The organism is Halobacillus salinarum, from assembly GCF_022919095.1.
GTDB lineage: Bacteria > Bacillota > Bacilli > Bacillales > Halobacillaceae > Halobacillus_B > Halobacillus_B salinarum.
In genome coordinates this window covers 1,613,486-1,635,880 of sequence record NZ_CP095073.1, presented here as the reverse complement: position 1 = coordinate 1,635,880, position 22,395 = coordinate 1,613,486, and the positions used below count along the sequence as shown (strand labels likewise).

Below are 22,395 nucleotides of genomic sequence, written 5' to 3'. Positions count from 1 at the left end.
AGTTGAACAGGCCCTTTTAATTATGGAATGAAAAAACACCTTCCACTTGTAGGATCATCTACAATGGAAGGCGTTTTTTTATACTGACATTCATTTAGAACATATGGATTAATTCATTTAGTCCTAAATACCCGAAGATGATTACACAGCCTGTTAACACGGTATTTACGACCCAGCCGTTTTTCAGCGGCTTTTCTACACGGTTGGAATTTAACAGACACATTAAGGTAATTGCCAAAAACGGCATAAAAAACGCACCGAGAGCTCCGTAAATAATCACAAGGAACACAGGTTTACCTGTAAACAATAAGATCATCGGCGGAAAGGTCAGCCATAGAAGATAAGCTCTATAAGCAGGATCCTTCTCCGTTACCTTATGATTCTTTTTGCGTCTGACAATCCGGATAAAATCGGCAAATAGATAGGGAACACCATTCCAAACGCCTAGCAGCGAAGAAAAAGCGGCACTCCAGGCACCGATCAGGAACATCCAGCGGGCAAATCCGCCAAATTGTTCGCTAAACATGTTGGAAAGGGTTACCAGCCCTTTCTCTCCATCAATTTCTATTCCGGTGCCATATAAAAATTCTGCCCCAATGACGAGAAGCGACACGGTAAACACCGCTGTTATGACATAGCCTGCTGCAGAATCTAATTTCATCATCGGAACCCATTTCCTGCCTTCCCACTTATTTTCCCGAATCCAGTAACCGTAAGAAGCCATAGTAATTGTACCGCCTACTCCACCAAGCAGCCCCAACACCAGCAATAACGAACCGTCTCCTGTCCTTGGCACAAATCCGCTTATAATATCCCCGATATTAGGAAAAATAATAACGGCGGATCCGACAACCGTAACGAACATGACTCCGATCATAACTGTCATTATTCTTTCAAAAAGCTTGTACCGCCCCGTTAAAACAAGCAGCATCCCCGCAACTCCGTGAAGGATCGCCCACGCCCAAAGAGGCATAATTGGAAACATCGTCACCATCATAATTGCACTGGTTGACATCGCTGCTGCTCCATAACTTAATCCCCATATAATCGAATAGACACCAAAATACCCGGTAGCCCATTTCCCTAGTGAGTGAAAACCTTCAAGAATTGTACGGCCGGTCGCAAGCTGCCAGCGCCCTATTCCTTCAGTGAAAAAGAATTTAAAGATGGCACCTAACACAATTGCCCAGATTAAAGTCGTCCCAAAACTAACCCCGGCTACTAATGCGGCAATTAAATCTCCTGTGCCGACACCTGTGGCAGCGGTTACAAAACCCGGCCCAACTGCTTTTAGTTTTCCTTTAAACGTTGTTGGAGGAGCAGGTGTAAAAGATTGTTGCCCATCCAAACTTTCCGTTGCAGGTTTAACTTCCATTTCTCGCCCCTCCTCGTTGTAAAATGACATATTTCTATTATAGGCAGGGTCGCTGATTCCAAGCAATCATTATTTAAAAATTAGAAATTTTCACTCCTTTTCTACTAGAAATGTGGAGTATTTCAAAGAAGGTGCTTATTTTTTTCTTTAACAGGATTGATCGTCACAGTGACTCTTCACGTTTCTTAACCTTCCAAAAATCGGAACGTAAGCTATGTTATCCTAACTGGTGTTTGAATACTTTATTAGCAATGAGATAAGCGATGGCCATGATGCCGACACACCAGGCAAGCGCAGTCCAGATCCCGCTGCCAACCGTGCCTTCATACAAAAGACTGCGGATCGAGTTGACGATGGAAGTCACTGGCTGATTCTCAGCAAACACACGAACAACGGCAGGCATTGTTTCCGTAGGAACAAAAGCCGAACTGATAAATGGCAGAAAAATCAGCGGGTAAGAGTAAGCGGTTGCCCCTTCCATAGACCCTGCCGTCAATCCAGGAATGACCGCCAGCCATGTCAGCGCCAGCGTAAACAACCCGAGAATTCCAGCTACAGAGAGCCAATCCAGGAAACCCGCACTAGAACGAAAGCCCATCAAGAGCGCGACGAGGAACACCACCACGATCGTAAGCGCATTGGATACTAGCGACGTCCAAACGTGAGCCCATAGTACCGACGAGCGCTTAATGGGCATCGTAATAAAACGCGCCATCAGCCCGCTCTTTACATCATTAAATAACCGCAAGGAAGTATAAGCGATGCCGGAGGCAATCGTGATTATCAGGATTCCAGGCAATAAATAATTGACGTAGTTGTCCGACCCCGTTTCAATCGCTCCGCCAAATACATAGACAAACAACAGCATCATCATCAGCGGAGTAATCGCCACCGTAATAATTGTATCCGGACTGCGAATAATCGTACGCATTAAACGCCCGAGTAACACTCCAGTTTTACTTTTCATGGACATTTTCTTCCTTTTTGCCAATGATCGCTAGGAAAATTTCCTCTAATGTCGGCTGTTTCTCGATGTACTCCACTTTCGCTGGCGGGAACATCTCCTTCAGCTCGGTAAGAGTACCGCTCGAAATAATTTGTCCGCCGTGAAGAATAGCTATTCGATCCGCCAGTTGTTCCGCTTCCTCCAAGTACTGGGTGGTCAGCAAGATCGTTGTGCCCCCGCCGGCAAGTTCTTTAATCGTATTCCAGACTTCCTTTCGTGCCTCGGGATCCAGTCCTGTAGACGGTTCGTCGAGAAAAATAACAGCCGGCGTACCGATCAGGCTCATGGCGATGTCCAGCCGGCGCTTCATCCCGCCGGAGTACTTGTCGGTCCGGCGGTTCGACGCATCGGTCAGGCTGAACCTTTCCAGCAGTTGATCGGCAGCTTGAGCAGGCGTCGAAACGCCCCGCAGTTTGGCAATCATCATCAAGTTTTCCCGACCTGTTTGCATGCCATCAATAGCAGCAAACTGTCCGGTCAGGCTGATGCGCTGACGGACATGATCGGATTGACTCTGGACGTCAAAACCGCAAACTTCTGCTTTTCCGCTGTCACGTTTCATCAGTGTTGAGAGGATGTTGACGATGGACGTCTTGCCTGCACCATTTGAGCCGAGCAGGGCGAAAATTTCCCCACGCCGCACATCAAAATCCACCCCCTTTAAGACTTCCTTGTCTTTAAAGGATTTTTTTAACCCTTTTACAGAAATCACTGCATTGTTCATCTTTTTTCCTCCTTGTATTCAGCTCAAGTAACTTTATCTATGCCTTAAGAAAAAATGGAAAACAATCTGTTCAAGTGAATCAAGAACCTCAATCTACTTAGTAATACAGGTATTCTGTATAACTTACTACCAAAATAAAATTAAAACTGAATAGGTCAGTTAGACATACATGTCAGCAATCAGCTATTCAGTCGATATTGATAATCATTTATAACTTTACTCTCGCTTAATGATTCAGTGATCTTAACTTTTACGGTCTTTACCAATCATGTCAGCTCGTTAGTCACGACCAATCGTATCGTTCAATTTCTTGCGATACTTGTCACTCCAAGTTTTCTCATCCTTCAACAGCTCGTCGCAGAATTCGGCCACATCTTCACCTGTAAGGTCTGTCACTTTTTTCCCTTCCGCTGCGCCTTCCTCAAAGAGATCAAGAATGCCGTTAAAGATTCGGCTGGTATCTTTCCAGTCAGACGGGCCGCCAGTCGTCCACATATATTTTTGGATCGCTTTGTAGGCGTTGTAATACTCACTTGGAAGCTCTTTTGCACGTGCCTCCATCGCCCTCCATTCCCGCTTATCTTCAAGACTTCCAATAATTTTTTCAAAAATACTCATTTTCATTCTCCTTTATCGTTTAGTTTTTTAGTTCGTTAATTTTGCTTGAGACAAATTCCCATTTCTGCCAAAAAATTTCGAGATGCTCTCGACCTGCTGCATTGAGTGTGTAAAATTTTCTAGGCGGTCCCATAGTCGATGGCTTTTTCTCGATATCCACCAGATTGTTTTTTTCAAGCCGCATGGTTATCGTATAAACAGTGCCTTCCACCACATCTGTAAAGCCTAGTTCCCGCAATTGTTGAGTGATTTCATAGCCGTACGTTTCGCCACGGCTGATGATCTCAAGTACACACCCCTCCAGCACCCCTTTCATCATTTCTCTGAAATTACTCATAATAACCTCCATTTGTATGATGTTTTCTATTAATTAGTACTCTGTATAACTGGTATTATGTTTTACTGATATCAAGTAATACTTACTACTGGTATATAGTATTACATAATAGCGTGATACGTCAAGTTTTTTTCGTCCTCCATCCCCACAAGGTATTCGTTCAAGGGTAGATAGACTCCGTTTCATGAAAGATTGATTCCGAGTTAGTTTAACGCAGAACGAACACCTGTCGTTGCAAAGAAACTAGACCATTTTCGCTTAAGTAACAAGGAATTTTAGTATATGTGACACAAGTTCAGCAGGTTGATCTTCCTGTATTAAATGCCCTGCATTGGGAATCGAAACAAATTCTGAGGTTTTAATCTTTTCATGCAATTGATTTCCTTTTTCAATTGGAATCCAGTTATCCTGCTCCCCCCAAATGATTAATAAAGGTTCTTTGATTTCTTTGTAAAAGGATTCTATTTCATCTGTGTATCGTTGGTCTGCCTGGGCTATTTGTCGATAAAATGCCATCTGGCCATTTGAACCCATCCAAGGTTTTAGGATCCCCTCTAATGTTTCTTCATCCATGGACTTATATGCCGCTCCCTGGACGTAAGTTGAAACCATTGACTCATGAATGTACGCAGGAATTCCTTGAAAAGCTGATTCATAGCTGTTTACATGTGAGAAAAAGGGAGACCCCCACGGAGCGACAGCGACAGGATCGATAAGGATTATTTTTTCAAAATCCTGCTTTTCCAAAATATGCGTTCTTAACACAGTGGTTCCGCCAAAATCATGCCCGATCACTAGCGGTTTTTTCAGTCCCCAATGATTTAGAAGTTCCGAAAAAACCTTGTTCTGCACTCCAAGTGAAACATCGTCATCCGGCTTTTCAGACTGCCCATAACCCAGAAGATCATAAAAGTAGACAGTAAACCATTGACTTAGTGCGGGAATAATATGTCGCCAGTTAAATGATGACCATGGAGTTCCATGTACAAGGATAAGTGGAGGCCCTTGGCCCCTAATGTCAAAACTAATATTTCCGAATGATGATGAAAAGCTTTTCGTTAATTTAAATTGTTCCATTTACATTTACCTCCCTTTACTTTGAATGAAAGAGGGAACTAAGAGTTTTTTGTAAGCAATGCTCACACTTATTATCAAGTAACTCCTTATGTAGTTCAAATAAAGTTGAGTAAATATCTTAACCTCTTATTCCAAAAGACCGCCTTAAACATAAGTAAAGGGGATAATCATGTAGAACATTTGCTTTCGAGATACACTTCATCATGCAGAGGCTCCCCCTATGTCAAAGGACAGGTAAAAAGGTGCAACTGCGAAAATATTATGCTAAAATCTTATATTTCTTTAGTAATTGAAGATAGAAGAACGCCCCAATAAATCCTGCAAAATAAATTACAAAAGTCCAGAATATATTCCAACCATTGGAATAAAGGACTTTTCCTGACCAAACAGCCAAAAGTTCCATAAAAGTGGTAATGATCGTGAAGAATAAAATTAGAAATGCAGTGTTGACTAGTTCTTTTACTTTTATATAACCAAACAAGCAGGACAACAAGGGGAAGTAACCGATTTTATATGAAAACGCAGACAAGGAAGGGTTATGTTCAAAAGTTGGAGTAACATTCCAAAAAAATCCGAATCCCCAATCACTGCCAACAAATGCAGTGGCTACTCCAACCGGATACATTAATGTGATTAATTTCGGATTTTTCAAGAATAAGTAAACAATGATTATCCCGGGAAGAAGGAATCCGACCAAAAGATTGATCCACATAATTGAGAACCCCTTTTACTATTTTAATTATTTTTCCACCGTAGGATCTATGATTGAATACAGGATTACCTCGAATTCAAGTCATTACTAATTCTATCCTAAATGCACCTATTTAAATCTGAACTTTCGAAGTAAGGTTCCCTCCCCATTAAACGTAAAAATACATGGTCAATATTAAAAATGCAGCGATTAGTCCTAATGTACCGATAGCTGACTCTTTCCTTGTAATCCCCGCTTCTTTTTCCATATATCCTAAATAGCTTCCAACGAAGAGTAACCCAAACAATATTAGTCCATTTCCCAATTGGTCATCGAAGATTACTACGAACCTCATTAATGCCAGTCCAAGCAGCAGGAGGCCTCCATGCCCCATTGCCATAAGAAGATATCGTATTCCTTTACTCCCCTTCATTTTAACCACCTTTTTCCTTGGATTCCTTTTATAAAAGGTTCATTTCCTAATGGCAGACTATGTAAACGACTCTTCTAGGAAAACAAAAATAAACCACCCCGATGAAGCTTCGGAGTGGTCAGAACCTGGTAATTAAGCGTATTGCAGGTTAATTCCATATTTGTTCAAAGTTTGACGGATTTCATTTTGCAGCTCTTCGGATGGAAGATCCATCGGGAGCCTTAGATGGGGTTCGATCTTACCCATCATGCCTAGGGCCGCTTTAACTGGAGCAGGGTTTGTATCTTTGAATAAAACATCGTTCAGCTCCATGAGTTCATAGTGAAGCTTCTGAGCAGTGACTACATCCCCTTCGAACCATGCATCATGCATTTGGGCTACTTTTCCTGGCAGCACATTTGCCGTGGCACTGACAGAGCCTGCTCCGCCGATAGCGAGCATTGGATAACAAAGCAATTCGATGCCGGAGAATAGGAGGAAGTCACGCCCGCACTTTAAAAGGACGCGGTTCACATGTTCAAAATCTTTGTTTGATTCTTTCACCCCGATAATATTGGGGCAGTCTTTACTCAAATGAGCTAATGTATCCACGTGGAGGTTCTGAGCTGTACGTCCTGGAATATTGTAGACAATAATCGGGATGTCCACAGAATCCGCCACCGTTTTAAAGTGCTTATACAAGGCATGCTGGTTCGGTTTATTATAATAAGGGACGATGACTAAAGCGGCATCTGCTCCAATTTCTTCTGCTTTTTTCGTCATCCGCACCGTTTCTTCATGGTTCGTGGACCCCGTACCTGGTACAAAGGGAACCCGGCCATTAATTGTTTTATGGGCGGTTTCAATAACCTTTATCCGCTCTTCTTCTGTCAGCGAGCTTGGTTCTCCGGAAGTTCCCGTTACCGAAATCGCATGGGTTCCATTTTCCAGCTGAAACTCGATCAAGGCGGACAGGCCTTCAAAATCAATGGCATGATTTTCTTTGAACGGTGTGACGACAGGTGTCATGGAGCCTCTTAATTTCGCTTTGATCTCCTGGTAATCTATCATACTAACTCCTCCTTCGGATCGATGACAAACTCATTTCAAACTCTCGTAAAATTGCCTGGTCGTGCAAGTGAGTATTGGATAGGGATCGTTATCATCTCTCTCCTCCCCCTTAAGTCATTTGCATATATTTTCCTTCATAGAACGCGAGCGGTTCTCCATCCTTTACATTCAGGTTGAGTACTTCCCCTACATACAACGTGTGATCCCCTGCTTCATGAGATTGATAGACACTGCAAGCCAGACTGACCAGGGAGTTTTCAATAACCGGAAGACCTTCAAACGTTTCAAACTCTACATGTTTATTTTCCTTTATCTGCCCGGCAAAAATCATCGACATTTCCTGTTGCTCCCCAGAGAGGATATTCACAGTAAATTTGTTTGCTTTATGAATCACTTCATTCATTTTTGCTTTTTTATCGATCGAAATAAGAACAAGCTTCGGATCAAGGGAAACGGACATGAAAGCATTAGCGGTCATTCCGTGAACCTGCCCCTCCACTTCTGAAGCGATAACCGTTACTCCTGTCGCAAACTTGCCCATCGCCGTTCTGAACATACGATCGTCCATGATGATCACCTCTGTTTATTTATTCTTAATCACGTTACAAACGTAGGCTTGCGTTTCTTAAGCGTCGGATTTTTCAGCGCTGTTTTTTGATTCGAATGAACATCAAGAACTTCTGATGCTTCATCAAACCAGCTGTCAGGAGCCTGATGTCCCCAGAACGTCTGGCGCATAGGATCATCCAGATCCCAGCGTATCGGTTTAAAGTCCGGATCACTCGTCAAATAATCGCCATTATAGAGCTCAATCCGGTGACCGTCCGGATCCCTTAAATAAAGAAACAGCGCGTTAGATAATCCGTGACGTCCAGGACCGCGTTCGATCGCTGACCCGTACCCCATCGATGCCAGGACATCGCAGGCGTCAATAAGATTCATCGGATCCTTCAGCCAAAAACCGATATGGTGAAGTCTCGGCCCCAGTCCATTCATGTAAGCTACATCATGAACACTCGGCTTCCGGTGCAGCCAGGCAGCCCAGATTTTCTTTTCCTCTCCTTCTGTATATTCAGAGCAAGCGAAGCCTAATTGATGGATGTAATGGTCATAAGCCTTTTCAACGTCCGGGACCATGCAGTTAAAGTGGTCGATGCGCTGTACTTTTGCTCCTTTATGATAATGGTATTTCTGCAGCAATCGTTCAGCAGGGTCCATCTCGCCATAGTACTCAACTGGTAACCCGGAGATATCCTGAATTCTCACGGTTCGACCGACTGCTTCCTGCGTGCCCGCTTCCATCCATTTCACTTCAGTCCCCTGCTTGTTGTAAAAGTCAGCTAAATGATCTAAATCCTGTTCTGACCTCACCTTGTAGCTGATCACTTCTACGGCTGGCGTTTTCTTTTTTTTCAAGACAAGACTATGGTGGTTATGTTCTTCCAGCCCTCTGAAAAAAATCTGCCCGCTGTCTGAAGCTGTTTCAATGAAACCAAGAGCTTCATAAAAAGCTCTTGATTTTTCCAAATCAGTGACGTGCAAAACAGCGCGGCCTGCGCGGATGATATCAAAATCCATCGTCTTCACTCCTTATACTCGGATATAGTTTGGTTTGGAGGATTTCACTTTTTTCATAAAGTCCTGGACGTACTCTTTATAAGGTGCTTTATTAAATTGTTCAAAGTAGGTCATGCCCATTTTCACGGGATCCCCAAAGAAGTAATACTCATAGTGAGTCTGTCTGCTGCCAAAAGCGCTCATCGTCAAATCCCACGCGAGACGGAAGAGTTTCACACGTTCATAGCCTTCTAGATTCTTTGATTGCAGCGCTCGATTAACCAGCGGTCCAATTTCTTCGTGATGGAAGTCCTCTTCAGTTGGGATCCCCATTAAACCGGAAGCACCTAGAATACGAAGAATCTCCACAAGACGCGGATACATTCTTGGATACCAGTTTCTAGCGGCATTCAATGCTTCAAAATCCGGTGTCATCGTGCCCCATTTATCCAGCTTGGCATTGTGCTCGGCTTTGAAGAGGTGCGATTTCATCGTTTCAAGCACGAGCATGATTTCCGTTCCTTTATCCTGAACGTGCTGGAATTTATCGATCCCGATCGACTCCATCAAATTTAACACCACACCGAGCAGGAATTCAGTTTTGACAACATTTTTGGCCACCACCTGGTGGGACATATGCACAACCGCATTTGTTTCAGCGAAGGTACGGTTGCAGATGGAAGAATTCCCACATACGAACACCTTCTCCCATGGGACGAAAACGTGGTCAAAATATACTATCGCATCTCCCTCTTCAAAGCGGCTGCCTAATGGGTGATCCCACTGGCTCCTGCCTTGATCGAAGGATTCACGGCTTATGAACTTCACCCCAGGTGTATTATTAGCGACAACAAAGGCAAGAGAGTACGGATCATCAAGTTCGCCAGCTTTTTTAACTGTCGATGGGAAAACGAGAATTTCATCTGTAATCCCGCCTTGTGTAGCAAGTAAGCGTACCCCGTCAACAATTATTCCGTCCGAGCGTTTTTCCACCAGGTGAAGGGCTACATTGGCATCCTTTTGTTCATGCTGTGCTTTTTGGCGGTTTACTTGAGGATGAATCAGGGTGTGGGTCAAGCTGATATCATTTTCGCGGGCATAGTCATAATAGTTCCTCGCATTTTCGGCAAACATCGGGTCATCTTCACCAAACAAGTCGCTCGCTACTCCCATAGCCATGACTTCTGCATTCAAATAGTCAGGAGATCGTCCCATCAATCCTCCGGAAAGACGAGCCCATTCCTGGATTGCTTCTCTACGCTTGATCAAGTCTTCAATCGTTTCGGGTCGGTAAAATGTCATCCCAACTTGGTCTCCCGTTTGAGGCGATGTGTAGAGCATCTTTTCCGGCTTTTCATATTGCAGATCATACAGGTCCGCCATCGACTGCACGACGTTTTTAAAGGCGGGATGAGTGGTCGGATCCTCAACACGCTCCCCGTGGATATAAACATTATTTTTCGCCTGTTTTAACTTCTCTTTATACTGCGCTCCTGTTTTTGCTGGCATAAGTACCTTCCTCCTTGATTATTTTTTTCCGAATTGCGGGATGCGGTGTTCGCCAAGCGCAACATGGATGATTTGTACTTCTGTATAAAATTCAAAGGCATAATGACCGCCTTCACGTCCGATTCCGCTATGTTTAGATCCTCCAAATGGTGTTCGTAAATCACGGACATTCTGTGAATTGATCCACAGCATGCCGGAATTAACAGCCTGTGCGACGCGATGGCCTCTTTGCAAATCTTTGGTCCAAACGTAGCCGGCCAAGCCGTAACGGACATTATTCGCATAATCGATAACCTCAGCTTCATCTTTAAATGTCATAACAGCGATCACAGGTCCGAAAATCTCTTCCTGAACAACTTTCATGGAAGTATCTGCGTTAAGCAGTAAAGTCGGTGCTACAAAGTTGCCGCGGCTGTGCTCTTTCGGAATGGAGCCGCTGATAACTTCACAGCCTTCCTGCTCAGCGAGCTCAAGGTAGCTTTTCACACTTTCATAATGTTTCGTATGAATCAACGGCCCCACCTGCGTATCCTCTCTCATCGGGTCCCCTACTACTATGTTCTGGACTCGATCTTTCAAGGCTGCAATAAAATCGGAAGCAATGTCCTCATGGACGTATAATCTTGAGTTGGCTGTACAGCGTTCGCCGTTAAAGGAGAAGATTCCCCACGTGCAGGCGTCGATGGCCCTTTCAAAGTCAGCGTCTTCAAAGACGATAATCGGCGATTTCCCGCCAAGCTCCATAGAGAACCGCTTCAGCGTGTCAGCGCCATTTTTCATAATTTCAGAACCTGTAGTTGTTTCCCCGGTAAATGAAATCAATTCAACGTCTTCGTGAGCAACCAGCGAAGCACCAGCCGTTTCACCATAACCGTGAACAACATTGAATACCCCGTCAGGAAGCCCTGCTTTATCGATAATTTCAGCTAATCGATTCGCTGTAAGGGGCGACCATTCGGCCGGCTTTAACACGACCGTATTTCCTGTCGCGAGCGCTGGAGCAATCTTCCACGTTTCCAGCATAAATGGAGCATTCCAAGGAGTAATTAATCCTGCTACCCCCACTGGCTTATGAATGGTGTAATTGAGAAACTCATCATCCACCTGGTAAGCATCGCCCACCAGACGGCTTTTCACCATCTCGGCGTAAAACCTGAAGTTGTGGGCAGCTCGCGCGACCATCTTCTTCGTCTGGCTGATTGGCAGACCCGTATCATAGGATTCAAGCGGCGCAATTTCATCAATGTGCTCATCAATCAAATCAGCAATTTTATAAATGTAGCTTAACCGCTCATTTTGTGAAAGACTTCCCCATTCCCCTTTAAAAGCTTTTCTGGCTGCTTTAACCGCCTTATGGATATCAGCTTCTGCTCCTGATGCTATTCTGTTGATACTTTCATTCGTAAACGGGTTATAGTTATCAAATTGCTCTTGGTTCACGGCATCGACAAAAGCTCCATCGATATAAAGCTGGATATCTTTCACATCTTTTATCACGCGTTTTCCTGCTTCGTTAATATCTGGTAATGTAAGTTCGCTCATGCTTCTCCTCCTTTATGATAGCGCTTTCTTATCTGTCTAAAAAAATATCTTTTTTTCTCAGAATAAATTTGCAAATATTCGCTAAAGTTTGTATATTCAAATTATCCCATAGGCCTTTTTATATTAAAAATATCTATAATATTTATATTGCATATGATTTTCATATACATAGAACGGAGGTCAGACATTGGACATTAAACAATTGCGCTACTTTCGTACAGTTGCTGAAGAAGGTCAAGTAACCAAAGCAGCAAAAAAGCTCCATATGGCTCAGCCGCCCCTCAGCCAGCAAATCAAATTGATGGAGGAGGAACTTTCTCTAAAGCTGTTTGACCGCCAAGGACGGAAGCTTGAACTGACCAATGCCGGTCGTGTACTTTATCAAAAGGCTGGTCAAATCCTTACTGATCTTGAAGAAACGATTGTCGAGGTCAAGGAAACGAATGAAGGAATCACTGGAGTGCTCCACGTAGGTTCCAACAAGTCCTGCTTTTCTTATTTGACTGGTCCTTTGCATCAATTAAGACAGCAATATCCGCACTTAACCTACCAGCTAAGAGAAGGGGATACGTATTTTCTCGCAGAATGCATCCGAAGGCGTGAAATCGAAATGGCAGTTGTCCGTCTTCCTATCGAACCAGATGAATTTGAAATGATCCCGCTTCCCTCCGAACCCTACGTGCTCGTCACTCCAAAATCCTGGGACCTCTTCCCGGCAGACACTAAAAAAGTACAGGTCGAGGACTTAAAGGATATTCCCTTAATGCTTCTGCACCGAATCAGCGGCATGGGGCAGTTTGAGTTGGTTGTAAATGAATGCAGAAAACACGGCTTTGACCCTCACGTTATCTGTGAATGTCCAGATGCAACGATGCTCTTATCGCTGGCGGCTAATGGTGTAGGGGCTACGATTGTTCCTCGCTCAACTTTGAAAGCGTTTTCTTTCCCTAATATCCAGAGCTTTGAATTTACGAACGCAGAGATTGAAGCAAGAGCCGTCATCATATGGGATAAAAATCGCTACTTGACGAAAGCCTCGAAGCGACTCCTGCAATGGCTTGAAGTGAATAAGAAGACTTTAAAAGAACTCATACAGCCTTGACTCACGTGAAAACAGTTATTTCTGCTAATGTCTATACTTTTTCTAAAAGAATTGACGTGCATCTCCTTACTAAATCAAAGCACAACCAGAATGTGTTTGTATTGCTCGAGAGGGGAACATGCTGATGGTATGATCAGATCAAAATCAAATGATCTCCCCCATAAAAAAAAGGACTTCCTCTTGTTAGGGAAGTTCTTTTTTTGAAGGACAACTCTTCAGTTTTCTCCTGCGGATATCCTTTTTGTGACTTGAGCAGGTCTTAGTTAAACCGACTGTGGATATTATTATGTTTGAAGGTCTTATACTGAAATTCTGCAAGTTCAAGCGATAACGCTAAGTATTTTTCTTCATACACCGGTGCGAAGTGCTCTTTAATGACTTGAAACAGTTCTTCACAGGTCGCCAGCTTCGTCTCCTCGCTTCTACCTTTTCCTATTTTAAACGTCGTATGAACAAACGCATCGTCTTCATTGCCATCTGCAATACAGTAGTCCGTGACTTTATGCGCTCTGACGCGGATGCCGCCAATCGGATAAGTTTCCTTTCGCCCCACTAAAACTTTGCTTAGCTTCTCTAACAGGCTTTGGATATCTGTATGAGGCGATAAGTTATCGGTATATTCCACTATGACATGCGGCATGTCCAGTCCCCCTTTCAGTCAGCTCAGCTTCTCTCGTCGGTGATCGTATTAACGAGACTCCCAAGCCCTTCGATTTCAGTACTTACTTCATCCCCCACTTTAGTATCGACTGTGCCTTTAGGCGTGCCTGTTAAAATAAGGTCCCCACGATTTAACGTCATAAAGCTGCTCAAATATTCGATTAGGTCAGGGATTGCAAAAATCATATCCTTTGTAGATCCTTCCTGTACAAGCTCACCATTTACATAAGTACGCAAGGAAAGGTTCATAGGATCATCGATATCTGCAGCATCAACATGCCACGGACCCAGCGGCGTGCAATAATCACGGTTTTTCACTCTTAAATTGGGACGGTAATAATTTTCCAAATAATCACGGATCGCATAATCATTCGCAATCGTATAGCCGGAAATATAGGAATAAGCCTCATCCCGGGTAACATTTTTTGCCTGCTTTCCGATTATGACGGCAAGTTCACACTCGTAATGCATATTTGTGACCTCCGAGGGACGATACGTTTTCCCCCGGTGTCCGACAAACGTATTCGGTCCCTTCAAAAAAACGAGCGGTTCTTCAGGTGCTTTGAATGAAAGCTCATTGGCATGATCAAAATAATTCAATCCAAGTGCAAAACTTGTCTGCGGCTCGACAGGCGGAAGCCATACGACATCTTCTTCAGACACCTGCCGGCCGTTATCCAACTCTAGCCCTTTACCATGTTCCTTTGCTTGATAGATTCCACCTTGAAAAACTATGCGTGCCGTCTTCATGACTGAATCCCTCCAATAAGACCTTCTTTTCTCACTCTATTTTCAAGCGCACCGACCTGCTCGATTTCTACCCGTACCAGGTCGCCATCTTTTACAAGAGGAGGGTTCTCAGGAATACCAACGAGCAGGATATCTCCTTTGTCCAAAGTCATGAATTCTGTGACGTCTTCTAGTAATTTGGGCACAGCTCTCACAAGATTCCTTGTATGGTTCTCCTGTTTACATTCTCCATTTACATACACACGTACAGACAGGTTATCAGGGTTCAAAATCGTATCCCGCCGATTGACAATCCACGGGCCAACAGGGCAGAAACCGTCACGAGCTTTCTGCTTAACCGCTGGTCTGAATAGACTTTCATGAGGCACGCTGATATCATTGACTATGGTATAACCCTCAATGTAACTCATTGCATCTTCTTCGCTGACCCGCGACGCTTTTTCTCCAATGACAAGTCCCAGACAAGCTCCAACCTCAAGTGCTGATTCATCTTCAGGCATAGGTATGAAAGCTTGGTGGCCAATCATTGTGTTTTTCGGTTTGAGATATAGAATAGGAGCCTTAGGAGGAGTTTTGTAAGGATCGTGGTGTAAAGCCTCACCCAATTGTTCAAGAACCCCCTGATAATTGAGCAGTGTCCCGTAAATAGTACCTGTGATCGGGACGTCAAAGGTGTAAGCAGAGGGATCAATGGTCTGGCCATTCCATTTGATCGTTCCTTCATTTTCAAAAATCTCTATTTCCTGCATCTGCATTCGTCCGCTGAATTTTGCTTTCGCTTTATGCATGGCGTTCACTCCTTATCATCACAAACTTATTTTCTACGAAATATTCAAAATTATCATGTAATTACAAAGTAACACTCCGCCTGCCATATATAAAATATTGATTATATTCGTTTAGCATATGAAAAAAATATAGTGAGATGAAAAAAGAAGCCGCGAGGGCTCCTTTTTATCTTTGAAACTTGATGAGATGGTTAAATAATACCTTCGTTGCGTTCAACTGACTGACGACCTGACCAGTTAAGACTGAGGCTTGTGAAAGTGATCCCCCCGGCCACGTATGCCCTCCGCCTTTAATCGAGTAAAAAACGACTTTTTCTTCTTCCCCTTGAAGATAACTATGCTTCTTAATGGCAAAGTTTTCACCCTCGTCGACTTCTTCAATGTGTTTTGCTAACTCAGTGCCCCAGGAATTAGCAAAAAACCGAACTGTATTCTCAGCAGAGAGAAGTTGATCAATTATGTATGTAGAGTCATAGCGGCCATCAAAAGGAACGAATTGATCTTCTGTGCCCATGATGAACAGCATTGGCATAGGCTTAAGCCAGTGTGTTGCCTCAACAAAATCTTTCACCAATGGTCCTGAAACTCCCCCTACTCCGGCAAAAACCTCCTGGCATTCGACACCGAGTCGCAAACTGAATGCGCAACCATTGGAGAACCCGGTAGCATAAATTTTGGTATCATCCACAGAATGTCTTTGTCTCAGCCAGTGAATGAGTTCCAAAACAAAACCGATGTCATCTACCTCATGCTGAAATGCAGCATTCTCTTCTCTTCCTTCATTCCATTGCTTCGTCATCCGGTCTTTTGGATCGAATTGCACCGCCTCAGGAAAAACGGTTAGAACCTGATGCTTATCGGAAAGCTTATGAAAATTCGTTATTTTCATGTGATGCCTCGCACTGCTTCCGGCACCGTGGAAACAAAAAAATACGGGCAGCGGTTCGTTTCCACTGTGTTCAGGCAGACTGTAAAAAAAACTCCGTTCTCTTTCTTCGAATGTTAGCGCTTCTGGTCCGTAAACTTCCACAATCATCTTCCTTTTCGTTAGTGATTATTGATTGCCTGTGCCTGAGGAGACTCTTTGCTCTTCAAACTCCACGACATCTTGCTTTGCTAGTGGGGTTAAGGTAAATCCTGTATAACCATAGATAACTGCGATCATCGGGCAGATAAAGCAAAGGAATGAGAACGGTATGTAGCCGACACCAACGTTCAACGTCGTCATAATAAAAGCACCTGTCACTCCCCATGGAATCAATGGATGAATCAGTGTTCCTGCATCTTCAAGTGTCCTTGACATATTCTTCGGATGAAGGTTTGTCTGTTCATAGCTCTCCTCTAGCATTTGTCCTGGAAGAATGATCGAGAGATATTGTTCTCCAATCACAACGTTAATGCCCAAACAAGACAAAACGGTTGATGTAATTACATTGCCTCGACTTTGCAAAAATCTTTTTAACCCTTCAATTATAGCATGGGCAATACCGATCTCCCGAATAATCCCGCCGAATGAAAGCGCTATCAAAATTAATGAAACTCCAAACAGCATGCTGTCTAAACCACCTAAAGACAATAAGTTATCAATGGACTCAACCCCTGTATCTGCTGTGTAACCGAAGTGCGCCGTATTCACAATCTTCCCAAACGAGACACCAGGAACTGTGTAGAAAGTGGTTAATACGGCAGCCACAAGCCCAATAATTAAAGATGGAATCGGACTGACTTTTCTAAAGGCCAGAATAATGATAAGGAGAGGAGAAATGAGCGTGACAGGTGAAAGCATAAATTCACTGTTTAACGTATTCATCATAGCTTCTACTTTGGATAGATCAGCAGAGCTGTGTGCTGAAAAGAGTCCAATCGCTGTAAATATCATAAGAGTAAGAAACAAACTTGGGATCGTCGTCCACATCATATGTCTGATATGCTGAAAAATATCAACCTTGGCCGTAGCCGCAGCTAAGTTCGTCGTATCAGATAAAGGGGACATTTTATCTCCAAACATCGCCCCGCTAACAATCGCTCCAGCAGTAATAGCTGGCGAAATCGACATGCCATAGGCTACGCCCATCAAGGCTATTCCTATCGTACTAATCGCGCTCCATGAACTTCCAGTCATGGTTGCGACGACTGCAGTGACAATCACAGCACTAACTAGAAAGAAAGAGGGAGATAGGACTTCTAAACCGTAATACGTAATTGTCTGAACTGTTCCATTTAACACCCATACCCCGACATTTATACCGATCAAGCTCAAGATTATTATTGCAGGGACCCCATAGGAAACACCTCTTGTCATCGCTGATTCAAGCTCTTTCCACCGATATCCAAGTTTCAAGCCGTACAACGTTACAATGATGGCAGCGATGACAATGGGGATATGAGGCGCAGTTCCATAGATTAAGATGCTGACACCAAGGATAGCCATAATCAAAAGAATAACGAGACTTGACATGAGAAACGATGGTCTGCTTTTTTCCATGTAATTCTCCTCTCTCTTCTTACCATGTTATTTACTTCTGAACCTTGTGGAGCGTCTTAGATGATCATGGGTACTTACTTACAAGAAACATTTCCGGCTAGATTAACTCGGTGAGCATTGCATAAGGATTTTCAATATAATCAATAAACAGGTTGGTAAAGGCTACCGATTGTGAACCATCCGCTATTCGATGGTCAAAAGTCAACGATACATTCATCATCTCTCGAATGACAATTTCGTCGTTAACGACTACCGGCATTTTCTTCGTTTTATGAAAAGCCATCAAACCTGCTTCCGGATAGTTTAATATCGGTGTTGCTCCTGTACTCCCCATTGGTCCAACGTTACTGATCGTAAAGGTACCTCCTCGTAAGTCATGTCCGGAAAGCTGATTCTCTACGGCTTTTTTCGTTAGTGCTTTCATTTGCTTATGAATCTCTGTTAAAGAAAGCTTCTCAACATTCTTCAATACAGGTACGATTAACCCTTCGTCCGTCCCTGTTGCCAATCCAATGTTATAAGAAGACTCAAGAAAAATTTCTTCTTTTTCCTCATCTAATTTTGAATTAAAAATCGGGAATTGCTGCAGCGACAGCTGGAGAGCTTTAATAAAAAAGGCGGCGACCGAGACTTGGATTCCTGGACGTCGATCCGTTCCCCGCTTCAACTGTGCTTTAACCTTTAGCAGTTCAGTCATGTCTACTTCATCAAAATGAGTGACATGGGGAGCGGTATAGAGGGACTGGGTCATCTTTTTGGCGATTTGTTTTCTCCGCCCTTTAAAAGGAATCGTTGTCTTTGGTGTTTCTGGTTCAGCTTTCGTCTCCTTTCTCTCCAAGTTCTCGTTTAAAGGTAAAGGGTGGGAGTTGGATTCTGCATACGCAAAAATATCCTCATCCAGGACACGTCCTCCCTTTCCTGTGCCTTTTACTTCTTCAATCTTTACTCCTTGCTCTCTTGCGATTCTCCGTGTATGAGGGAAGCCTTTACGCGAGTTGGCGGAAGCTCTAAATTCATCGTTCGCGGACCGGATCTCTGCACTGGTTCACCATGTGAAGCAGTAGCTTGTACTTGATTCTTCTGCTTATTTGAAGGCTGCTTTTGTTCCGTTGTCATCGTCAGGATGGTCGTTCCGACTTCAATGACCTCCCCTACACTAAACCGGATCTCTTCTATAAATCCGTCTGTAGGAGCAGTCAGTTCTGCTGTCATTTTATCAGTCTGTACTTCAAGGAGCGGCGCGTCGTTTTTCACGAAGTCCCCTGGATTAATAAAATAATGCAGAATCTCTGCTTCATGCATCCCTTCTCCGATATCATGCAATTTTACGTCCATTGCTCAAGCCTCCTAATACGATAATGCCGTGTTTATGGCATTGATCATTTTTTCTTTGCTGGGCAAATATTCTTTTTCCAGCGAATACACAGGAACCGGAGTATCAAATCCAGTTACTTTTTGAATCGGTGCTTTCAAGAAGAAAAAGGCAGCGTCATTAATGAGGGAGATGATTTCCGCATTGACTCCACCGGTTGCAGGAGCTTCATGAATAATCACAACCCGTCCCGTTTTTTCTACAGACTTCTGAATCATCTCTTTATCTAATGGATAGAGCGTTCTCAAATCGATGACGTCACACGTAGCGTCATGGTTTTTTTCAAAGTCCTCCACGGCTTTCATCGTATCCGGAACCATAGCTCCCCAAGTAAAGATGGATACGTCCTCACCCTTTTTCACATAGGCAGCCTTGCCGAGTTCAATCGTATATTTTTCTTCTGGCACTTCCATCCGGGAAGATCGGTAGCTTCTCATAGGCTCTAGAAAAAGTACGGGGTCTGGGTCCTCGATGCTTGCAATCAGCAGCCCTTTAGCATCGTAAGCATTGGAAGGAATCACGACTTTCAGCCCTGGAATTTGTGTAAATAACCCTTCTACACTATCGGAATGAATCTCAGGTGCTTTCACCCCTGCCCCGTACGGCGCCCTGATGACCATTGGAACAGTGTATCGTCCCATCGACCGCTGCCGCATGCGGGTGGCGTGAGTCATCAATTGATTAAACGCAGGATAGATAAACCCTAAGAATTGAATCTCGACAATGGGGCGGAAACCGTTAACGGCAAGGCCGATAGAAGTTCCAACAATCCCTGACTCGGCAAGCGGTGTGTCAATGATGCGTTCTTCACCGAATTGTTCAAACAATCCATCCGTCGCTCTAAAAACTCCACCATTTGTGCCGACGTCTTCTCCAAGAACAAGCACGGCTTCATCCTGTACCAGCATCGTTCTCATCGCATCCGTCAAGGCCTGAACCATCGTTAATTGTTTGATTTGCACAGCCGTCGTCATGACTTTTGCCCCCTCTTGATAGAGTTATGGTGTTCACGCTGTTCCTCGAGTGTCCACGTAGGTTTTTCGAAGACGTTATCAAATACATTGTCAATATCTGCTTCAGGAAAGTCCTGCATTTCAGCGAGAGCCGTATTGATTTCATTGGAAATCTGCTGTTCGATTGCTTGGAACCATTCCTCACTCCAGAATTGTTCATTTTTCATATACTTTTCAAGTCTTAAGAGCGGATCGGTCGTACCTCTTCTCAGTTCACTCTCTGATTGATCGCGGTATTTGGACGGGTCATCTGCGGTCGTGTGAGCACCGTAGCGCCAGGTAACGGCTTCTATCAACGTCGGCCCGCCGCCATTCCGGGCTCGTTCGACTGCCTTTTTCGTTTCCATATAGACAGCCACGATATCATTGCCATCAATACGAATGCCAGGTATGTCATAACTCAAACCCTTCTGAGCAATCGTTTTTGAGTTCATTTGCTTCTCCATAGGAACGCTGATCGCATAGCCGTTGTTTTGGTTAAAAAAGACGACAGGCGCTTTGAAAACGCTTGCAAAATTAAGTCCTTCATGAAAGTCCCCCTCTGAAGTTGCCCCATCTCCGAAATACACGAGAGAAACGCGGTCTGAATTCTTCTTTTTCTCCGCCCAGGCAACACCTGTTGCATGCAGCAATTGAGACGCAATAGGCACTGCTGGAGGAAAGATGTTTTTTCCTTCCGGCGGAATCCCGCCTTCAATACGGCCGACCCAATATAACAGAAGGCTTCTAAGGGAATGTCCAAACGTCATCGTCGCTGCATGATCCCTGTAAGTAGGGAACATCCAATCTCCCTCTTCAATAGCAAGCGCACTCCCTACTTGTGCCGCTTCCTGTCCTTCGTATTGAACATAAGTACCGATTCTTCCCTGTCTTTGAAGATTGGTGCACTTTTTATCCATCATTCTTGCTCGAAGCATTTTTTCATAAAAATGCTTGAGAGTATCAGGGTTCATCATTTCTTTCGCCGTATCATCCAACAGCTTTCCATCTTCACTGACATATTGAGTTAGTGGAAATTTCTCAAGCATGTTCATCGCTCTTCACCTCTTTTTCATTCATACGATAGTTTTCTAAATATGCTTTCAAGCCATCGATAAAATAGTGATTATCTTTTTGCTCACCGATCGTTACTCGAATCATAGTAGGATACCCCATCAAATGGCCGGGCCTGATGATGACTCCGAGGTTTAATAAAAATTCATAAACCTCTTCAGCAGGAGCAGCTATATCGACCATAATGAAATTTGTCTGGCTCTTGAAATAATCAAGCTTCATCTCTTTAAATTGCTGGATGAGATACTCTCTTCCTTGTTGGTTCAATCGGATGCTTTCATGCAGAAATTCATCATCATCCAATGAAGCCGATGCGGCAGCCTGTGCTAAACGATTAACGTTAAACGGTTCTTTTACTTTATGAAGAGCCTTCACCATTTCAGCATCCATGAGACCATAGCCGACTCTTAATCCAGCAAGCCCATACACTTTTGAAAAAGTCCTTAAAACAACCATATTCTTATGTTGGTGCAGAAGAGGAAGCGTTTCTAAGTACTCATCCGAATCCGCATATTCGTAATAGGCTTCATCCATAACAAGCAGAACATGAGAAGGTACTTGTTGAATAAATTCCTTTAAGGAAGCTTTGTCCACAATTGTTCCAGTTGGATTATTCGGATTGCATACAAAGACCATTTTCGTTTTTTCATTAATGGCAGCGGCCATCTCCGTTAAGTCATGTCTGCCTCCTTCTAGCATTTTCACTTCAACAGGAACCCCTCCCTCAATGATGACGTTTGGTTTATAGCGGGGAAACGTCACCCGAGCCATAACGACTTCATCACCTTCGTTGATGTACGTCCTCGTAAGCAGGCGGATAATTTCATCCGAGCCATTTCCAAATACGATTTGGTTTGGGGAAACCCCAAGTTTATTGGCTAATTTTTCAGCAAGCAGCGGGGAGGTGACTTCAGGATAGAGAGGGATTTCTTTCATTTCAGCACGAATTGCTTCTGCTGCAAGGGGAGAATATCCAAAAGGATTTTCGTTGGAAGCCATTTTGACAATTCTTGATAGTCCTTTTTCACGTTTAAGTTCTTCTACAGGTTTTCCAGGGGAATACATCGAAATTTTATCGATTTGCGGGCGTGTATGAACCAAAGACGTTCCTCCTTTAATCAACTAGTCAAAGATTATCTATCATCACCATTTATTCTAGAATTATCTAAATTTTCCCTCAAGAATATCATTTAAAGTTAAAACACGTTATCGCACTAAAATTTATTGGTTTTATGTACTCACTCAATGAGTTT

Annotated in this window: 24 protein-coding genes; 1 reads left to right on the top strand and 23 read right to left on the bottom strand. The window is 43.6% G+C overall.

Annotated features, from left to right (window positions below; genetic code table 11):
• Window positions 1-94 precede the first annotated feature (94 nt).
• The 13 genes from MUN89_RS08285 to hpaE form a co-directional block, all read right to left on the bottom strand.
• Window positions 95-1,375 carry an Nramp family divalent metal transporter gene (locus MUN89_RS08285; protein WP_244712823.1) on the bottom strand — a complete coding sequence of 427 codons (1,281 nt, stop codon included), beginning with the start codon at window positions 1,373-1,375 and terminating at the stop codon, window positions 95-97.
• Window positions 1,376-1,592: 217 nt separating this feature from the next.
• On the bottom strand, window positions 1,593-2,342 hold the full coding sequence (locus tag MUN89_RS08280; RefSeq protein WP_244712822.1) for an ABC transporter permease: 750 nt from the start codon (window positions 2,340-2,342) through the stop codon (window positions 1,593-1,595).
• Entirely contained in the window at window positions 2,332-3,105 is a 774-nt protein-coding gene (locus MUN89_RS08275; RefSeq protein ID WP_244712821.1) for an ABC transporter ATP-binding protein, read from the bottom strand. Before MUN89_RS08275 ends, MUN89_RS08280 begins: the two co-directional genes overlap by 11 nt.
• Before the next feature lie 279 nt (window positions 3,106-3,384).
• Window positions 3,385-3,723, bottom strand: coding sequence for a DUF1048 domain-containing protein (locus MUN89_RS08270; RefSeq protein ID WP_244712820.1), 339 nt, complete (start codon window positions 3,721-3,723; stop codon window positions 3,385-3,387).
• Between the two features lie 19 nt (window positions 3,724-3,742).
• Entirely contained in the window at window positions 3,743-4,060 is a 318-nt protein-coding gene (locus tag MUN89_RS08265; RefSeq protein WP_244712819.1) for a PadR family transcriptional regulator, read from the bottom strand.
• Between the two features lie 258 nt (window positions 4,061-4,318).
• A complete protein-coding gene (locus MUN89_RS08260) occupies window positions 4,319-5,137 on the bottom strand; it encodes an alpha/beta fold hydrolase (RefSeq protein WP_244712818.1) in 819 nt (272 codons plus the stop codon).
• A gap of 259 nt (window positions 5,138-5,396) precedes the next feature.
• A complete protein-coding gene (locus MUN89_RS08255; RefSeq protein ID WP_244712817.1) occupies window positions 5,397-5,849 on the bottom strand; it encodes a hypothetical protein in 453 nt (150 codons plus the stop codon).
• Between the two features lie 148 nt (window positions 5,850-5,997).
• On the bottom strand, window positions 5,998-6,261 hold the full coding sequence (locus MUN89_RS08250; protein ID WP_244712816.1) for a hypothetical protein: 264 nt from the start codon (window positions 6,259-6,261) through the stop codon (window positions 5,998-6,000).
• 132 nt (window positions 6,262-6,393) lie between these two features.
• Window positions 6,394-7,308 (bottom strand): 2,4-dihydroxyhept-2-ene-1,7-dioic acid aldolase, encoded by a 915-nt coding sequence (hpaI, locus tag MUN89_RS08245; RefSeq protein ID WP_244713645.1) that lies wholly within the window; start codon window positions 7,306-7,308, stop codon window positions 6,394-6,396.
• 112 nt (window positions 7,309-7,420) lie between these two features.
• Window positions 7,421-7,879, bottom strand: coding sequence for a flavin reductase family protein (locus MUN89_RS08240; RefSeq protein WP_244712814.1), 459 nt, complete (start codon window positions 7,877-7,879; stop codon window positions 7,421-7,423).
• A gap of 29 nt (window positions 7,880-7,908) precedes the next feature.
• Window positions 7,909-8,889 (bottom strand): 3,4-dihydroxyphenylacetate 2,3-dioxygenase, encoded by a 981-nt coding sequence (gene hpaD, locus MUN89_RS08235; RefSeq protein ID WP_244712812.1) that lies wholly within the window; start codon window positions 8,887-8,889, stop codon window positions 7,909-7,911.
• A gap of 12 nt (window positions 8,890-8,901) precedes the next feature.
• Window positions 8,902-10,377, bottom strand: coding sequence for a 4-hydroxyphenylacetate 3-monooxygenase, oxygenase component (gene hpaB, locus MUN89_RS08230; protein ID WP_244712810.1), 1,476 nt, complete (start codon window positions 10,375-10,377; stop codon window positions 8,902-8,904).
• Between the two features lie 18 nt (window positions 10,378-10,395).
• Window positions 10,396-11,919, bottom strand: coding sequence for a 5-carboxymethyl-2-hydroxymuconate semialdehyde dehydrogenase (gene hpaE / locus MUN89_RS08225; RefSeq protein WP_244712808.1), 1,524 nt, complete (start codon window positions 11,917-11,919; stop codon window positions 10,396-10,398).
• Window positions 11,920-12,106: 187 nt separating this feature from the next.
• On the opposite strand from hpaE, the gene MUN89_RS08220 reads away from it, so the two are divergent.
• Window positions 12,107-13,021 carry a LysR family transcriptional regulator gene (locus MUN89_RS08220; protein WP_244712806.1) on the top strand — a complete coding sequence of 305 codons (915 nt, stop codon included), beginning with the start codon at window positions 12,107-12,109 and terminating at the stop codon, window positions 13,019-13,021.
• A 259-nt stretch (window positions 13,022-13,280) separates the two neighbouring features.
• Here MUN89_RS08220 and MUN89_RS08215 read toward each other — a convergent pair whose 3' ends face one another.
• The 10 genes from MUN89_RS08215 to hisC all read right to left on the bottom strand — a co-directional run bounded on the left by MUN89_RS08215 (window position 13,281) and on the right by hisC (window position 22,243).
• A complete protein-coding gene (locus MUN89_RS08215) occupies window positions 13,281-13,661 on the bottom strand; it encodes a 5-carboxymethyl-2-hydroxymuconate Delta-isomerase (protein WP_244712804.1) in 381 nt (126 codons plus the stop codon).
• A gap of 23 nt (window positions 13,662-13,684) precedes the next feature.
• Window positions 13,685-14,431: a fumarylacetoacetate hydrolase family protein gene (locus MUN89_RS08210; RefSeq protein WP_244712802.1), complete on the bottom strand. Its 747-nt coding sequence runs from the start codon at window positions 14,429-14,431 to the stop codon at window positions 13,685-13,687.
• Window positions 14,428-15,219, bottom strand: coding sequence for a fumarylacetoacetate hydrolase family protein (locus MUN89_RS08205; RefSeq protein ID WP_244712801.1), 792 nt, complete (start codon window positions 15,217-15,219; stop codon window positions 14,428-14,430). The genes MUN89_RS08210 and MUN89_RS08205 overlap by 4 nt, the downstream gene beginning before the upstream one ends.
• 166 nt (window positions 15,220-15,385) lie before the next feature.
• A complete protein-coding gene (locus MUN89_RS08200) occupies window positions 15,386-16,249 on the bottom strand; it encodes a CE1 family esterase (RefSeq protein ID WP_244712799.1) in 864 nt (287 codons plus the stop codon).
• A gap of 24 nt (window positions 16,250-16,273) precedes the next feature.
• On the bottom strand, window positions 16,274-17,704 hold the full coding sequence (nhaC, locus tag MUN89_RS08195) for a Na+/H+ antiporter NhaC (RefSeq protein WP_244712797.1): 1,431 nt from the start codon (window positions 17,702-17,704) through the stop codon (window positions 16,274-16,276).
• Between the two features lie 97 nt (window positions 17,705-17,801).
• The gene (locus MUN89_RS21980; RefSeq protein ID WP_318036124.1) at window positions 17,802-18,542 is read right to left on the bottom strand and encodes a 2-oxo acid dehydrogenase subunit E2; all 741 of its coding nucleotides are present in this window, start codon (window positions 18,540-18,542) and stop codon (window positions 17,802-17,804) included.
• Between the two features lie 104 nt (window positions 18,543-18,646).
• Window positions 18,647-19,039: a lipoyl domain-containing protein gene (locus MUN89_RS21975; RefSeq protein ID WP_318036123.1), complete on the bottom strand. Its 393-nt coding sequence runs from the start codon at window positions 19,037-19,039 to the stop codon at window positions 18,647-18,649.
• 12 nt (window positions 19,040-19,051) lie between these two features.
• Window positions 19,052-20,050 (bottom strand): alpha-ketoacid dehydrogenase subunit beta, encoded by a 999-nt coding sequence (locus tag MUN89_RS08185; RefSeq protein ID WP_305852444.1) that lies wholly within the window; start codon window positions 20,048-20,050, stop codon window positions 19,052-19,054.
• Entirely contained in the window at window positions 20,047-21,117 is a 1,071-nt protein-coding gene (gene pdhA / locus MUN89_RS08180) for a pyruvate dehydrogenase (acetyl-transferring) E1 component subunit alpha (protein ID WP_244713641.1), read from the bottom strand. The genes MUN89_RS08185 and pdhA overlap by 4 nt, the downstream gene beginning before the upstream one ends.
• Window positions 21,110-22,243 carry a histidinol-phosphate transaminase gene (gene hisC / locus MUN89_RS08175; RefSeq protein ID WP_244712795.1) on the bottom strand — a complete coding sequence of 378 codons (1,134 nt, stop codon included), beginning with the start codon at window positions 22,241-22,243 and terminating at the stop codon, window positions 21,110-21,112. The genes pdhA and hisC overlap by 8 nt, the downstream gene beginning before the upstream one ends.
• Window positions 22,244-22,395 lie beyond the last annotated feature (152 nt).

Excerpts from the sequence above, each read along its gene's own strand:
- nhaC (WP_244712797.1), bottom strand. The coding sequence starts at position 17,704 with ATGGAAAAAAGCAGACCATCGTTTCTCATGTCAAGTCTCGTTATTCTT.
- MUN89_RS08285 (WP_244712823.1), bottom strand. The coding sequence starts at position 1,375 with ATGGAAGTTAAACCTGCAACGGAAAGTTTGGATGGGCAACAATCTTTT.
- MUN89_RS08260 (WP_244712818.1), bottom strand. The coding sequence starts at position 5,137 with ATGGAACAATTTAAATTAACGAAAAGCTTTTCATCATCATTCGGAAAT.
- MUN89_RS08185 (WP_305852444.1), bottom strand. The coding sequence starts at position 20,050 with ATGACGACGGCTGTGCAAATCAAACAATTAACGATGGTTCAGGCCTTG.
- MUN89_RS08240 (WP_244712814.1), bottom strand. The coding sequence starts at position 7,879 with ATGGACGATCGTATGTTCAGAACGGCGATGGGCAAGTTTGCGACAGGA.
- hpaD (WP_244712812.1), bottom strand. The coding sequence starts at position 8,889 with ATGGATTTTGATATCATCCGCGCAGGCCGCGCTGTTTTGCACGTCACT.
- MUN89_RS08215 (WP_244712804.1), bottom strand. The coding sequence starts at position 13,661 with ATGCCGCATGTCATAGTGGAATATACCGATAACTTATCGCCTCATACA.
- MUN89_RS08280 (WP_244712822.1), bottom strand. The coding sequence starts at position 2,342 with ATGAAAAGTAAAACTGGAGTGTTACTCGGGCGTTTAATGCGTACGATT.
- hpaB (WP_244712810.1), bottom strand. The coding sequence starts at position 10,377 with ATGCCAGCAAAAACAGGAGCGCAGTATAAAGAGAAGTTAAAACAGGCG.
- hpaE (WP_244712808.1), bottom strand. The coding sequence starts at position 11,919 with ATGAGCGAACTTACATTACCAGATATTAACGAAGCAGGAAAACGCGTG.
- MUN89_RS08270 (WP_244712820.1), bottom strand. The coding sequence starts at position 3,723 with ATGAGTATTTTTGAAAAAATTATTGGAAGTCTTGAAGATAAGCGGGAA.
- MUN89_RS08250 (WP_244712816.1), bottom strand. The coding sequence starts at position 6,261 with ATGAAGGGGAGTAAAGGAATACGATATCTTCTTATGGCAATGGGGCAT.
- MUN89_RS08255 (WP_244712817.1), bottom strand. The coding sequence starts at position 5,849 with ATGTGGATCAATCTTTTGGTCGGATTCCTTCTTCCCGGGATAATCATT.
- MUN89_RS08265 (WP_244712819.1), bottom strand. The coding sequence starts at position 4,060 with ATGAGTAATTTCAGAGAAATGATGAAAGGGGTGCTGGAGGGGTGTGTA.
- MUN89_RS08210 (WP_244712802.1), bottom strand. The coding sequence starts at position 14,431 with ATGAAGACGGCACGCATAGTTTTTCAAGGTGGAATCTATCAAGCAAAG.
- MUN89_RS08275 (WP_244712821.1), bottom strand. The coding sequence starts at position 3,105 with ATGAACAATGCAGTGATTTCTGTAAAAGGGTTAAAAAAATCCTTTAAA.
- MUN89_RS08205 (WP_244712801.1), bottom strand. The coding sequence starts at position 15,219 with ATGCATAAAGCGAAAGCAAAATTCAGCGGACGAATGCAGATGCAGGAA.
- MUN89_RS21975 (WP_318036123.1), bottom strand. The coding sequence starts at position 19,039 with ATGGACGTAAAATTGCATGATATCGGAGAAGGGATGCATGAAGCAGAG.
- pdhA (WP_244713641.1), bottom strand. The coding sequence starts at position 21,117 with ATGCTTGAGAAATTTCCACTAACTCAATATGTCAGTGAAGATGGAAAG.